Source organism: Aquificaceae bacterium, assembly GCA_037722135.1.
GTDB classification, from domain to species: domain Bacteria; phylum Aquificota; class Aquificia; order Aquificales; family Aquificaceae; genus Pampinifervens; species Pampinifervens sericum.
On the sequence record JBBKAW010000011.1, the window covers coordinates 1 to 13505 of the forward strand.

Sequence of the window (13505 nt, forward strand, 5' to 3'; positions counted from 1 at the left end):
AATTTCTATATACATCTATAAATTTCTACACTTTCAGTGATTAGTTTCTAATACCTACTACCACCGCCACGGCAGATATAGCAGTTCCTCAACAAAGTTTTCCTCGCTTACAGCATAGGTTTCTACTGGGTTATAAGCGTTGGCTGTATAAAGATAAGAAGCTCTGTATCTTCCTTTTCTGTCCTTTGTTCCATAAAGAGCCATCTAAAGAAGGGAATTCTCATAAGACCCGGAATGCCTCTTTCTGTGTTTCTATCCACAGCCCTTACCAAACCTCCAAGCACCACAAGGTCTCCATCTCTTACTATAACCTTTGTGTCCGCCCTTTGGCTTTGGACTGTGGGAATGTCAAAGATAGTGCCTGTCTCAGCGACAAACCTTTCAAGATTTGTTATATCTGATTTTGTTATGGTGATATCCAGCATAAGATTGCCTCCTGGGAGAAGGACAGGCGTGACGGTGAGGTTTAGGGGTATTAGCTTGTAATCTACGCTGACCGTTGTAGTTCCTCCGGGGACAACGGTGACTGTTCTTATTGGATACTCAAGCACGCTCTGTATGGTAGCTGGCTCACCATTAAGTGTAAGAATAACCGGTTTGGCAAGAGTTCTTGCCTTTTGCACCTGCTCAAAGGCAGAGAGCCTTAGGTTAAGAGCATTTAACACACCCCTCTGGAAGGTAAAGGCGAGTATACCACCGGGTGTTGCAGAAAGTCCAGGGCTAAGCGACGGAGAAGCGTTTATTCCAAGATTAGAACCCACTCCACCGCTCCAAAATTGAGGCACCCTTGCTTGAGAAAGAAGAGCATTCCAATTTATTCCAAGCTCCCTAACCGCACTGGAAGAAAGCTCCACAATCCTTGCCTCTATCTTTATCTGAATGGGTTGCTCTGATACTATATCCTTGTATCTTTCCATTATTCTATATACCACGTCCGCATAGTCCCTAATCACGACCGCATTCTGGAATACCACCCTTGCGGATTTTTCCTTTCTAAACTCTGGACCGAGTATACCTCCCCTTGCTATAGGAAAGCCTGACACACTAACGCTGTCTCCTCTCTGACCTATGGGAGCTTGAAGAATCCTCTGAAGCTCTTGTTGTCTTTGCTGAAGTCTTTGTAGCTCTTGCTGTAGCAGTGTTCTCTCTTCGGGCGATGCATCCCTAAGTCTTTCTGCAATTGCCTGAGCCCTTTGCTGGAGGTCTCTGAGTTCCCTCTCTTCTGCCACAGTGGTCGCAATGCCAGTACCTAATACATAAACCTCACCAATTTCAGATAGCATGGGTTGTATCATTCTTTTAAACTCTTCCGCAGGAACATATTTGACATACAGAGCCTTTGTAAGTATTGGTTTTTCTGTAGTTGTGTTTCTTATGTATTTTTCAAGAGCCTTTTCTATCCTTTCAAGGTCTCTTCTGTTAGCGGAAATTATAAGAGCGTTAAACTCGGGAGATTCAGTTATGGTCATATCTTTGATATTAAGCTCCTGCAGAGCCTTTGCTATGTCTTTGTAGGATATATCCCTTCTTATGTAGAACACCTTTGTTATGTATTCTTCCCTTTCTTCTGCTTGAAGGCTTGCCCTTTCTATATCCCTTTGAAGTCTTCTAAGCTGTTCTATCCTTGAAAGTTCATCTCTTACAAAGACCTTTTTAAGCTTTCTATCTACCACTATCTCCGCAGAGGGGCTAACCCTTGCCTTTAAAAGGTCTACGAGCTCTTTTATTTGTGCTTCGGTATATCTCGCCACATCAAAGGTTAAGTCTCCAGATTTTGTTATTCTGAAAACTCTCGTATCCACAGGCACCGCAATGAGGTTATGAGTTTTCAGTATAATGTTCATAGCTTCTCCTACAGGCACTGGTCTGTATATGGCAACGCTTACCGTCTTTTGAAGCTCCTGAGAAACCGCAGGGTCAAATATGACACTCATACCAGAAACTTCCGCCAGTGCCTTTAGGACTGTTTCCAATCTAACGTTCTCAAACCTCATTTCTCTTATGGTTTGAGAGTAAGAAAAGCCCACAAACAAAAGTATTACGATAAACCCTAATACCTTCCTCATCTTCTACCTCCTTCCCTTTGTTCTTCGGTCTTCTTCATAAACTGTGATGGATTTCTGTCTACTCTTATGCTCCTTACCGAGCCGTCTTTTTCTTCAACCACTATGTAATTTTCCACCCTTCCTTGTCTTTCAATCACTATATAGCCTACTGCACCCTCAAGACTCTGAAAGGGTTGCTGTGCAAAAACAAAACCAAAACAAGCCAATACAAATATTAACCTTTTCATAGTTCCTGTTCCTCCTTCATCAGGATATTTATCACAAACTCTGCCCTTAATCTATTACCCTCGGAGTTAAGACTTAGAGATACTGGATAGGATATTATACCTTCCCTTCTCATATTATCAAGAAAAGCCCTTACAGAGTTGTAGTCTCCGAGAAGTGTAATTCTGAGCTCAGCTTTTAGAAGACTTACACCCTCTTGAGGCTGTTGTTGGCTTTCTTGTTGCTGTTGTTGTAATTCTTTTACCACCTTCCTTTCACCCTCTTGGACTACTGTATAGCTTACCCTTTGAGCTTCGGAGACCTGCATGTTGAGTATGGTAACTTTTGACCTTTTAGCTATACGCCCTATGTTGGCAATTACTTTACCCACGTCTTTTTCTGTTGGTATCTCTCCCACCAAACTAACAAGTTCCGCCTGTTTTCTAAGGTATTCTTCTTCAAGAGCCTTTTCTTCCCTCCTTAGGTTTTCAAGGATTGCTGGATTAAGACTTGCCCTTGTGCGTTGGATATCCGCTTTAGCATTATCCACTTCCACCTTCAGTCTGCTTACCTCGTCCATAGCTGGAGATAGTAGCATGAGCCAAATATACACAATTAAGAAGAGAGGAAGTACAAGAAGCAGAACATACCTCTGCCAAGGGGGAAGTGCCTTAAACTGTTCTATGAGTTTTTGCATGCTTTATCTTTCCTCCTGTAGGTTTCTTTCAGATGATATTCTAGCAGAGTAATACTCAAATCCATGAGGGTTTATCTTCCTTTCAAGTTGAGAGAGATAGACACCTTGAGAAGCATTACTTAGTGCCTTACTATAAAGGCTGAGGCTATCATAATCAAATGAGTTTATTTCAAGCTCCGAGGTTAGCTTACCTTGGCTTATATCCAGAGATTGTGTGTAGGAGCTAATCCAAGAAGCTCTTGGCACTCTTGATGTGTTGAGTAAAAAGCCTGAATTAAAAGGCTCATAGTAAGCCTTTAGTCCTATGATTATATCCTTGCTTCTTTCAATATCTTGTATGTCCTTTTTTATCTTTGCTATCCTCTCTTCTATAGCCTTTTTTTCATCAAGAAATCTTCCTGCCTGTGCTTGAAGCCTTGTCTTTTCTGCGTTTAAATTGTCAAGCTCCACCTTAAGAGAGTCTACTTCTCCTTTAACTTTCCAATAATAAGCCAATATGCCTACCACACCAAGCCACAGGAAAAGCCCTGCGTAATATTCCCCCCTAACCTTAAATAGGTCTTGCACTTCTATGGTTTTCAAAGAAGATAAATCAAGGGCTATACCCTTCCTTGCTTTCTTCTTCCTTACCCCTGCAAGGTTTATCCTTATCACTCTTCCAACCCCCTTATGCTTAAAATATATGGAATAAAGAAGTTCGGTTTAGCTTCTTCAAGGTCAAGTAAGCCAAGTATAGGAAGGTTTTCCATTAAGCTGCTTAACAGTTCCTCTTCTGCAAGAATGGGTCCAGCCACATACATGTTGGAAAGGTCATTGAGGATTACTATGTTTCTTATTTCTGTAAAAAAGCTCTCAAAAGACTCCTCGTCTTTTGTTTTCAAAAACTCCGCAAAGCTCCAATGGCTCAAAGAGTAGCTTATGTTTGTGGGAGAATAGGTGGTAAGTATGTAATAGTCGTAGTCTACGTAGAGAATGGAAAAGGGGACAGGGAGCTTGTGATATAGTCCGTAGTTTATTATGGCTATAGGCTCGTAGTCAAGGATATGAAGTTTAAGCCCGGCATTTTCAAGCATTTTTCTTATACCTTCAACCGTTTCCTTGCGTGAAAGTACAATAACCACACCTAACTGTTTTTCTCCGGCTTTTGGCTCTATTATAAAATAGTCGTAGTAGGTTTTTTCCTTCATAGAGGAAAGCTCCCTCTTTATGGTCCACTCTATAGCACTCTGTAAGTCTTTCTTACTCAGAGATATAGGATACTTGTAGAACCTTAGAAGACCTTCACCAGCAGATAAACAGGTAGCTACCCTTTTGCCAGAAAGCCCATATTTTTGAACAAGCTCTCTCAGCACACTTTCCTTGTCCCTTCCATCAAGACTTACCTCAATGGGTTCTGAGACGGGTTTTTTGTCCTTCCCCAATTCCAAGAGCCTTATAACCTTGTCTGTATAGTGTAGACCTAAGACTGTTTTAGTTTTCTTCCCTAGAGGTGGAAGAGGAAGGCTTAGCTTCATGGCACAACTTCTTTCATTTTGCTTTCAGCCTCCGCAACCACTAGCATGGTTTTGAGCACAGAGTCTGGGTTTAGAGATATGCTGTCTATGCCTTGCTCCACAAGAAAGACCGCAAAATCTGGAAAGTCCGAAGGTCCCTGACCGCATATTCCTACCTTTTTGCCCTTTTCCTTTGCGGTTTGTATAAGTTGTGCTATAAGTCTTTTTACCGCCTCATTTCTTTCGTCATAAAGGTGAGCGATAAGCCCAGAATCCCTGTCAAGACCGAGAGTTAGCTGTGTAAGGTCATTAGAGCCTATGGAAAAGCCATCAAATATCTCTGCAAACTTGTCCGCAAGAATCACATTGCTTGGAAGCTCTGCCATTACATACACTTCAAGCCCGTTCTCTCCTCTCCTAAGCCCATATTCCTCCATTACCCTAAGCACTTTCTCTCCCTCTTCGGGTGTTCTACAAAATGGTATCATAACCTTTGTATTTGTCAAGCCCATCTTGTTCCGCACCCTTAGTATTGCCTGACACTCAAGCCCAAAGGCAGGTTTGTAGACCTCTGAATAATACCTTGATGCGCCCCTCCAGCCCAGCATGGGGTTTTCCTCTTCTGGTTCAAAAAGCTCACCACCTATAAGCCCTCTGTATTCGTTGGACTTAAAGTCCGAAAACCTCACTATTACAGGGTTTGGATAAAAGGCAGAGGATATTTTGGCAATTCCGTAGGAAAGCTTCTTCACAAAATACTGAGCCTTGTCCTCGTATCCAAAGGTTAGGCTCTCTATGTCTTCTATGAGTCTTTGAAGGTTTACTTGTTTTCTGTCTTTGCCCTTTGCAAGCCTTTCAGAAAGTGGTGGTTTGGCATACCTGTATATGACAGCCATACTCACATTTCCTCTATCATCAATAAGACCCTGCTCTTTGAGTTCCTCATAGAGAGCCTTTATCTCTTCGTAATAAAGCAGTGCAAGAGGATGGATTTTTATGTAATTGGCTATGATAAACTCCTCTCTGGCAAGTCCTACGCCATCGTTAGGTATGGAGGAATACTTAAAGGCGGATTCAGGATTTCCCACGTTCATCATTATCTTTGTGTTTGTCTTTGGAAGATTTTCAAGGTTTATCTCTTCAACCTCAAAGGGGACAAGTCCTTCATAAACGTATCCTATCTCTCCCTCTGCACAGGAAAGGGTGACTTCCATGCCTGTTTTTAGTATTTCTGTTGCTTTGTGAGTGCCAACTATGGCAGGTATTCCAAGCTCTCTTGCCACTATTGCAGCATGAGCGGTTCTTCCACCTCTATTGGTTATTATTCCGCTTGCCTTTTTCATTATAGGCTCCCAGTCTGGGTCCGTTATGTCAGTAACCAGTATCTCACCTTCTTGAAACTGCCCTGCATCCTTTAGGTCATGTATTACCCTTACCTTTCCGTGAGCAATTTTGTCGCCAACCGCTATACCATAGACTATCCTCTTCTTTGACCTTTCTTCAATAGGCTGGGTAAACTTGTAGACCTTTAGTATGTTTTCTTGTTTTCTTGAGTGGACTGTTTCGGGTCTGGCTTGCACTATAAAGAGTTGGTTGAGAATTCCATCCTTTGCCCATTCTATATCCATGGGCATCCATCTGCCGTTCTTTCTTGAGTAGTAGTCCTCTATGAGTATGCCCCACCTCGCAAGCTGGAGTATCTCTTCGTCAGAAAGAGCAAACTGCTTTTGCTCTTGAAGAGGCACGTTTACCACCTTCACCCTTTCCTGCCCCGTGCCATAGACCATTTTCCTGTCTTTCCTTCCCAGCTTTTTCTCAATTATGGCGGAGTATCCCGCTTGAAGGGTAGGCTTAAAGACCATGTATTCGTCGGGCGTAACCATGCCTTGCACCAAAAGCTCACCAAGCCCATAAGTGGCGTTTATCACCACCACGTCCTTAAAGCCAGATTCTGTGTCAAGGGTAAACATAACACCCGACGCACCCATGTCGGAGCGGACCATCTTCTGCACACCCATGGCTATGCCTACCTTAAAGTGGTCAAAGTTAAAGGACTCTCTGTAGGATATGGCTCTATCGGTAAAGAGAGAGGCAAAGCCGTTTTTTACCGCAGTTAGCACGTTTTCTGCGCCCACCACATTGAGGTAGGTCTCTTGCTGTCCTGCAAAGGATGCATGGGGAAGGTCTTCTGCTGTAGCTGAGGAACGCACCGCTACATCTATAGCAAAAGAGCCATACCTTTCTGAGAGTTTTTGATAATAGTCCTTTATACCCTCCTCTATTTCTCTTGGAAACTCTCCACCCTTTATAAGTTCCCTAATCAAATGCCCTCTGCGAGCCAGGTCTTCTACGTTCTTTGGGTCAAGTCCTTGAAGTATCTTTTTTATCTCTCCCTCAAGCCTGTTATACCTTATAAACTCGTAGTAGGCTTCTGACGTAACCACAAAGCCATAAGGCACGTTTACACCCAAAGAGGAGAGGTTTCTTATCATCTCTCCAAGGGATGCGTTTTTACCTCCCACAAGGGAGATATCTTCAATACCTACCTCATCAAGCCAAACAAGAAACGCCATGCCTTAACCTCCTTCTATTACTATCTTGCTAAAATCTGCAAATCTGTTAAAAAGTTTTTTTATTCTGTAGAGAAGTGCAAGCCTGTTTTTCCTTATATCTTCTCTTGGGTCCATTACCAAAACCCTATCAAAGAAGCGGTTTATAGGTTCTTTAAGAGTGTAGAGGCTTAGGATATCCTGCTTATTTTCAAGGTTCTTGAGGATTTCCCAAAGCTCCCTTTCTTCCTTTTCTGTCATTAACCCTTCCTCCACCATATCTTCTTTCCACTCTGAGGGCAGAATTCTTACTACCCTTCTGTATACTTCCACTATATGCTTAAATTCTTCCTCCTCCCTGAGGCTGGCAAGGGTTTTTACCATGCTTATAATTTCATAGGGTCTAAGTGGATTCTTTACTTCAAGAACCGCTCTCACAAGGTCATATCCATAGGGGTCAAGGTAGGCTTCAAGCCTTGCCTCAAGAAACTTCTCCAATTCTTTAGTATAGCTTTCAAGCAATACAGAAAGGTCTATGTCCCATCCAAAGTGCTCTAATATGGCAAAGAGTCCATGAGCAAGTCTTTTCATACCGTAAGGGTCCGAGCTACCCTTAGGGCTTTCACCTACGGTGATAAGGGTGTTTATGCTGTCAAGCCTGTCCGCCACAGATAACACCGCAGAGATATCATTTGAAGGCAAGGGGTCAGAGGTTCTTAACGGAAGGTAATGTTCATAGAGTGCAAGAGCAACTTCTGGGTCTTCACCCTGCTTAAGGGCGTATATATATCCCATATAGCCTTGAAGCTCGTCAAGCTCCCTTACCATTTGAGTGAGAAGGTCTGCCTTACAGAGCTGGCAAGCCCTTTCTATCTTTTTCTTTTTCTCCTCAGAAAGTCCAAGTAGCTCCGCCAATCTTAGAGCTATAGCTCCAACCCTTTGGACCTTTTCCAACATACTGCCAGCCTTTGGATGGAAAAGCACCTCAGAAAGTCCAGAAACCAACTCCTCAAGAGGTCTTTTAAGGTCTTCTCTATAGAAAAACAGTGCATCCTCAAGCCTTGCTCTTATAACCTTTTCGTAGCCTTTAACTATCAAACCATTTCTTGGATAGTTGTTGCTTATGGCTATAAAGTAAGGCAGGAGTTTGCCATCTTTCTCTACACAGAAGAACCTTTGATGATGGGCAAGGACGGTCATTATAACCTTGTCTGGAAGCTCAAGATATTTTTCCTCAAACTTTCCCACCACCGCAAAGGGAAACTCTACAAGGTTTGCCACCTCTTCCTCCAGACCTTCTGGATACAAAGGCTTTCCACCAAGAGCGTAAGCCTCATCCCGAAGAAGGGCAAGCACCATACCAAGCCTTTCCTTGTAGTCCGCAACCACGTAATTTTGTTTAAGCACCTCTTCGTATTCTTCCGCACTCTTGAGTTCAATAGCCTTTGGAGAGATTATCCTGTGTCCGTATGTTATCCTGCCAGCCTTTAACCTTCCAAAAGAAAGGGGCAAAACTTCATCGCCATACAAGGCACATATCCATCTAATCGGTCTTGAAAACCTAAGATTTGAGGAGTCCCATCTCATTGTCTTGGGGAAAGGAACGCTCCTTAGGAGCTCCTCAAAAACCTCTGAAAGCCTCTCAAGGGGTGAAACATCCTTTACCCTTCTCCTTATAGCCACATACAGACCTTCACCCTTTTGGACCTCAATGAGGTCTTCTATGCCTGCCTTGTTTCTTTCAAGAAAGGCAAGGAGTGCCTTGGTAGGCTTTCCCTCTTCATAGGCTACTTTAACTGGTGGACCGTAGATGGTTTCTTCCTTCTCAGGACTACTATTTTCAAAGTTTTTAACAAAAAAGGCAAGCCTCCTGGGTGTTGAAAAGGTCTGTATGTCCTGTCTGTGTAGTATCTGGGAGAGTTTTTCCTTTAGGTGGTTTACCGCCAGAGGAATGTGGCTTGCGGGTAGCTCCTCAGTGCCTATTTCTATAAGAAGGTCTTTCATGTTAGTCTCCTATCAAGGAGAAGGCTTGTGCCATATTGGCAAAGTAAGTGTTGGGGCTTTTTTCCTCTATTTTTTTCAAAACCGCCTTTGCCTCCTCTATTTTCCCTTCCGCCTTGAGAATTTGAGCCTTTAGCAAGAGAGAGCTTGCGTAATTAAAGTCTTCTTCCCTTATCTTCTCCAATTCACTTAGTGCTTCCTTGTTTTTACCTTCCTTGAAAAGCTCGTAAGCATATCTTTCCCTATAGAAGGCTAACAGCTCCCTATCCTTGAGGCTATCTGTAATTTCACGAAGCACTTCTAAGGTGTTGACCTTCTGCTCTTTTGAATTGTCCGCAATATACAGCTTGTAAGAGAGGAAAAGGGGCTTCATGGAACTGTTAGAAGCTGAGTCAATAAGCTCCTTTGCCTTTTCGTAGTTGCCTGCCTGCAAGAGTTTTCTTATTTCGTATTCCTTGTAAGAAGCCTCCTGAAGTTTACGATTCCTGTAGTTATCCCAAAGGAGAAAGCCTCCAACAAGAAGAACAAGGACTGCTATAAGACCACCTACCCTTAAAAAAATATCCCTCATCAATAAGATTATACACCTACAGGCTGGGCTTTTAGCCTGTGCTTGATGTCGTATACCAGAGCACTTGCCACGAATATTGAGGACAAAGTTCCCACCACTACACCCACCACAAAGGCAAACATTATATTAGAAAGAGCAGGACCACCAAACACAAAGAGCATGAGAGAAACCACAAAGGTGGTAAGAGAGGTCATAAGGGTTCTGGCAAGGGTTTGGTTTATGGAGAGGTCTATCAAGTCTCTAAAGGGTGTTCCCTTCCTTATCCTGAGGTTTTCCCTTATCCTGTCAAAGACCACTACCGTGTCCGAGACAGAATAACCCGCCACTATCAAAAGGGCAGCTACAACATCAAGGTTTACCTCTCTTTGACTTATAGAGTAAGCACCCACTACTATAAGAACGTCATGAGCCAAAGCCAAAACCGCTCCCAAAGCCCAAAGAGGTTCAAACCTGTATCCAAGGTAAAGTAGTATACCTCCAATGGCAATTAGCATCGCCCATATTGCCTTTTGACGAAGCTCAGAGGTTATTATTCCTCCTATGCTTTCAGACCTTATTAGTTCATAGCTTGACAGGTTTTTTAGGCTTTCAAGAGCTGGCTGTGTTGGGTCTCCAAGTCTTAGCTTTACTATAACCGTTCCCTGTGCTGTGTCTTGCACTTGAAAGTGAGAATAACCCGCATCTTCAAGGAGTTTTCTTACCTCTCCAACCTTTACAGGTTTTTCAAACTTTACCTCAATAACGCTACCACCCGTAAAGTCAAGCCCAAGATTGAGACCCCTGTAAAAAAGGGATAAAAGGCTCAAAAGGACAAGCAAAAGGGATACACCATAAGCGTAATATCTAAAACTCATAAAGGGTATGTTTTTCATGCTTATAATTTTAGCATGCCATATGTGTTAGTCCTTTTTGTGGTTTTGCTGTATTTTCTTAATCTTGGTGCTTTTCAGGTTTGGTCTCCCAACGAAGCCTTCTATGCGGACTCTACTCGTAGGATGCTACAGAATGGAGACTTTATAAACCCCTATTACAACGGAGAACTCAGGCTCAACAAGCCACCCATGACCTATTGGCTTGTGGCTATCGGCTATTCCCTCTTTGGTGTCAACGAGTTTGGTCTTAGGTTTATGCATGCACTTCTTGGCTTGGGAACTGCTTTTATAACCATGCTTATGGCAAAGGAACTTACAGGGAGCTGGAAGGCTGGAGTATACAGCTTTTTGGCACTGAGTCTGTCTGTGCAGTTTTTTGCCAATTCTCAGTATGCTTCTCCAGAAGTGCCCTTTACCTTCTTTATAACCCTTAGCCTATATCTGTGGCTTCTTTACTACAAAAGAGGCTACCTTTTCCTTTTACCCTTAGCCTTTTTTGCCTCCTCTCTTGCCATGCTGGTAAAGGGACCTGCCGGCTTTGTGCTACCCGCAGGCACCGTGTTTATATACCTGCTCCTTAAAGACCCAAGAGAACTTCTTAAGCTTAGGTATTACATACTTAGCGTATTGGCTCTATTGCTTGGTCTTTGGTGGCAAGCGTATCAGATATTCACAAAGGGAAGTCTTTTCTGGGAGGTTTTCTACAGAGAGAACCTCAAGAGAGTTTATCATGGGAGCGAGCCCATATACTTTTACTTGGCGGACCTAAATGTTAGCTTCCTACCCTATTCTCTTATCTTCTTTCCAGCCTTCCTATGGGTGGTCATAAAACTTAAAAGAGAGTATGCCTTTCCTCTTGTGTGGTTCGCCTTTATTTACGGACTCTTTAGTCTTATAGCTCAAAAGATACCTGTCTATGTTATGCCAGCCTTTCCCGCACTTGCACTTATAACCTCTGGCTTCTTGCTTTCTGAGGATTGGGAAAGGCTCAAGAAATTCCTCTCCTTTGTGGTTTCTCTTCTTGTAGCCCTTGCAGTTCTTTTTGCTGTGCTCTTCTTCTCTTTGAACCCCTTAATACTTACCCTATTGCCACTACCTTTCCTCTTGTTTTTGAGGGATTATAGGCTTGCCCCTGCTATGGCTGGCATTTTGATAGTTGTCCTTCTCAAGTTTGCACTTCTTCCTTCACTTGAGGAAAAGAGAAAAGTGAGAGAGGTGGGAGAGTTCATAAAGATGCTGGACGCCAAGGCTTCAAGACCCGTTTATGAAGTAGGACACTTCCACCATAGCCTACCCTTCTATGCGGAAAGGAGGATAATAAGAGATAGTCAGCCAGAAAGAGGGTCTGTGGTGGTTTTTAGGCTCAACTCCTTTGAAGGCTGTGAGCCAGTCAGGACTTTTAGGCTCTATACTGGCTCAGAAAGCAGACTGTTTAAATTCCTCATGGATGCGCGCAAAGACAAAAACTTTGCGGATTTTGGCGTATGCCTTTACTGACCGGGGACTTGAATCACAATAAACTCCACTCTTCTGTTGGTAAACCTTCCTATGGGAGTGGTGTTATCCGCTATGTATCTTTCTTTTCCAAAGCCAGCAACTTCTATCCTGTCCGCAGGTATACCAGCCCTTACAAGATAGTCTCTTACCGCCTGAGCCCTTCTTAAGGCGAGCCTATCGTTGTATGCCTTTGAGCCTATATCATCTGTAAAGCCTTCTATCCTTACCCTTACATTTGGATTTTCCTTAAGCACCTTTACCACCTCGTTAAGGAGGGGGATATATTCCTTCTTTATGGTGGATTTGTTAAAATCAAAGTGAATCCTTGCGGGTATCATGAGAGGCTCTTCCTGGATTTGAGAAGGCATAGGAGTAAGCGTGGGTCTTATTGTGGGCTCTTCAACCCTTGCAAGCTCTGGAACAAAGGGCTTGCCTGTATAGCACTCAAGGTTTCCCTCTTTTGCTATATTGACCTTTTCAGTGGCACTGTTTATTTCCGCTTGAGCCTTTGAGTAAAAGTCTACAAGCCTTGTAATATTAGGTCTGGGTTTTGAAAGCTCATAAACCATGGCATCATAATATACTTCCGCCCTTGCAAGCTCAGCAGGAGCACAGCTTAGAGCTTTGTTTTCTCTAATATACTTCAAGCCTGCATTAAGAGAGCTTATATCAAGCCCAAGAGCCCTTTGGGATTCTGCCGTATTTGCATTAACCTGCGTTATGAACTCTATATGGTCAAGCTCTAACTTACCTGAACCAGCCTTAGAGAGAGCATTAAAGCTCTTTATCATAAATACCCTTGAGCCTACTTCATCCATCTCAGAAGCCAGTATTTTAGCCACATCTCTGTTTGCCTTTGCCTTTTCAAAATGATAAGGGTTTTTCTTGTCCACCTCTTCCCTCTTTGCGAGCTCAATACCTTTTTGAACCTGATTTAGACCCTCAAGAAGCCTCATGTTAGAAAAGTCCTGTGCAAAAAGGACAGTAGAGCTTGCTACCAAAAGCACAAACCTTTTCATGCCTTCCCTCCGTTCTTTTTATTCTACAATAAAATTTTACGCCATGAGGGCAGTCCTGCAAAGAGTAAAGCAGTCTAAGGTTTTTGTGGATGGTGTAGAGGTGGCGAGCATAGGAGAGGGGTTAAATATCCTTTTAGGTGTAGGTGTTGGGGATACAGAGGAGGATGTGAAAAAGCTTGTAGAAAAAACGGTAAACCTCCGAATATTTGAAGACAGCTCTGGAAAGTTTAACCTCTCTATTCTTGATGTGAAGGGGTCTGCCCTTGTGGTTTCTCAATTTACTCTTTACGCTAACGTAAAAAAGGGTAGAAGACCAAGTTTTGAGTATGCGGAGAAGCCAGACAGAGCAAGGGAGCTTTATGAACTCTTTGTAAAGAAACTTTCAGAGTATGTGCCCACTCAATGTGGTGTATTTGGTGCTACAATGGAGGTGCATATAGTCAACTGGGGACCAGTAACTATAATTCTTGATAGTAAGGAGCTTTAGAGCTCAATCTCTACCAGCATAGTAAAGGGTATAGCTATACCGCTTAAAA

12 protein-coding genes are annotated in these 13505 nt (G+C 43.0%); 2 read left to right on the forward strand and 10 right to left on the reverse strand.

All coding sequences use genetic code 11. The annotated features are described in order from the left end of the window. Window positions 1–122: 122 nt before the first annotated feature. From WKI49_00820 to secF, 9 genes are read right to left on the reverse strand one after another with little or no spacing between them, the layout of a single operon-like run. Window positions 123–2066, reverse strand: a complete 1944-nt coding sequence (locus tag WKI49_00820; GenBank protein MEJ7621041.1) for a pilus assembly protein — start codon at window positions 2064–2066, stop codon at window positions 123–125. After that, window positions 2063–2293, reverse strand: a complete 231-nt coding sequence (locus WKI49_00825; protein ID MEJ7621042.1) for a hypothetical protein — start codon at window positions 2291–2293, stop codon at window positions 2063–2065. Before WKI49_00825 ends, WKI49_00820 begins: the two co-directional genes overlap by 4 nt. Beyond that, a complete protein-coding gene (locus tag WKI49_00830) occupies window positions 2290–2967 on the reverse strand; it encodes a hypothetical protein (GenBank protein MEJ7621043.1) in 678 nt (225 codons plus the stop codon). The genes WKI49_00825 and WKI49_00830 overlap by 4 nt, the downstream gene beginning before the upstream one ends. A gap of 3 nt (window positions 2968–2970) precedes the next feature. Then, window positions 2971–3621 (reverse strand): hypothetical protein, encoded by a 651-nt coding sequence (locus WKI49_00835; GenBank protein MEJ7621044.1) that lies wholly within the window; start codon window positions 3619–3621, stop codon window positions 2971–2973. Continuing rightward, window positions 3618–4481 carry a pilus assembly protein PilM gene (gene pilM / locus WKI49_00840; GenBank protein ID MEJ7621045.1) on the reverse strand — a complete coding sequence of 288 codons (864 nt, stop codon included), beginning with the start codon at window positions 4479–4481 and terminating at the stop codon, window positions 3618–3620. Before pilM ends, WKI49_00835 begins: the two co-directional genes overlap by 4 nt. Continuing rightward, the gene (gene ppsA / locus WKI49_00845; GenBank protein MEJ7621046.1) at window positions 4478–7033 is read right to left on the reverse strand and encodes a pyruvate, water dikinase; all 2556 of its coding nucleotides are present in this window, start codon (window positions 7031–7033) and stop codon (window positions 4478–4480) included. The genes pilM and ppsA overlap by 4 nt, the downstream gene beginning before the upstream one ends. Window positions 7034–7036: 3 nt before the next feature. After that, window positions 7037–9013, reverse strand: coding sequence for a glycine--tRNA ligase subunit beta (gene glyS / locus WKI49_00850; GenBank protein MEJ7621047.1), 1977 nt, complete (start codon window positions 9011–9013; stop codon window positions 7037–7039). 1 nt (window position 9014) lies between these two features. After that, window positions 9015–9581: a tetratricopeptide repeat protein gene (locus WKI49_00855; GenBank protein MEJ7621048.1), complete on the reverse strand. Its 567-nt coding sequence runs from the start codon at window positions 9579–9581 to the stop codon at window positions 9015–9017. Window positions 9582–9589: 8 nt separating this feature from the next. Continuing rightward, the gene (gene secF, locus WKI49_00860; GenBank protein ID MEJ7621049.1) at window positions 9590–10453 is read right to left on the reverse strand and encodes a protein translocase subunit SecF; all 864 of its coding nucleotides are present in this window, start codon (window positions 10451–10453) and stop codon (window positions 9590–9592) included. 15 nt (window positions 10454–10468) lie between these two features. Here secF and WKI49_00865 point away from each other — a divergent pair, with 15 nt between their 5' ends. After that, window positions 10469–11950, forward strand: a complete 1482-nt coding sequence (locus WKI49_00865) for a glycosyltransferase family 39 protein (GenBank protein MEJ7621050.1) — start codon at window positions 10469–10471, stop codon at window positions 11948–11950. On the opposite strand, the gene WKI49_00870 is transcribed toward WKI49_00865, so the two are convergent. Further along, entirely contained in the window at window positions 11944–12969 is a 1026-nt protein-coding gene (locus WKI49_00870) for an OmpA family protein (protein ID MEJ7621051.1), read from the reverse strand. The two genes, WKI49_00865 and WKI49_00870, sit on opposite strands and share 7 nt — an antisense overlap. A gap of 43 nt (window positions 12970–13012) precedes the next feature. Between WKI49_00870 and dtd the strand changes: the two genes are divergently transcribed. Beyond that, on the forward strand, window positions 13013–13456 hold the full coding sequence (dtd, locus tag WKI49_00875) for a D-aminoacyl-tRNA deacylase (GenBank protein MEJ7621052.1): 444 nt from the start codon (window positions 13013–13015) through the stop codon (window positions 13454–13456). Window positions 13457–13505 lie beyond the last annotated feature (49 nt).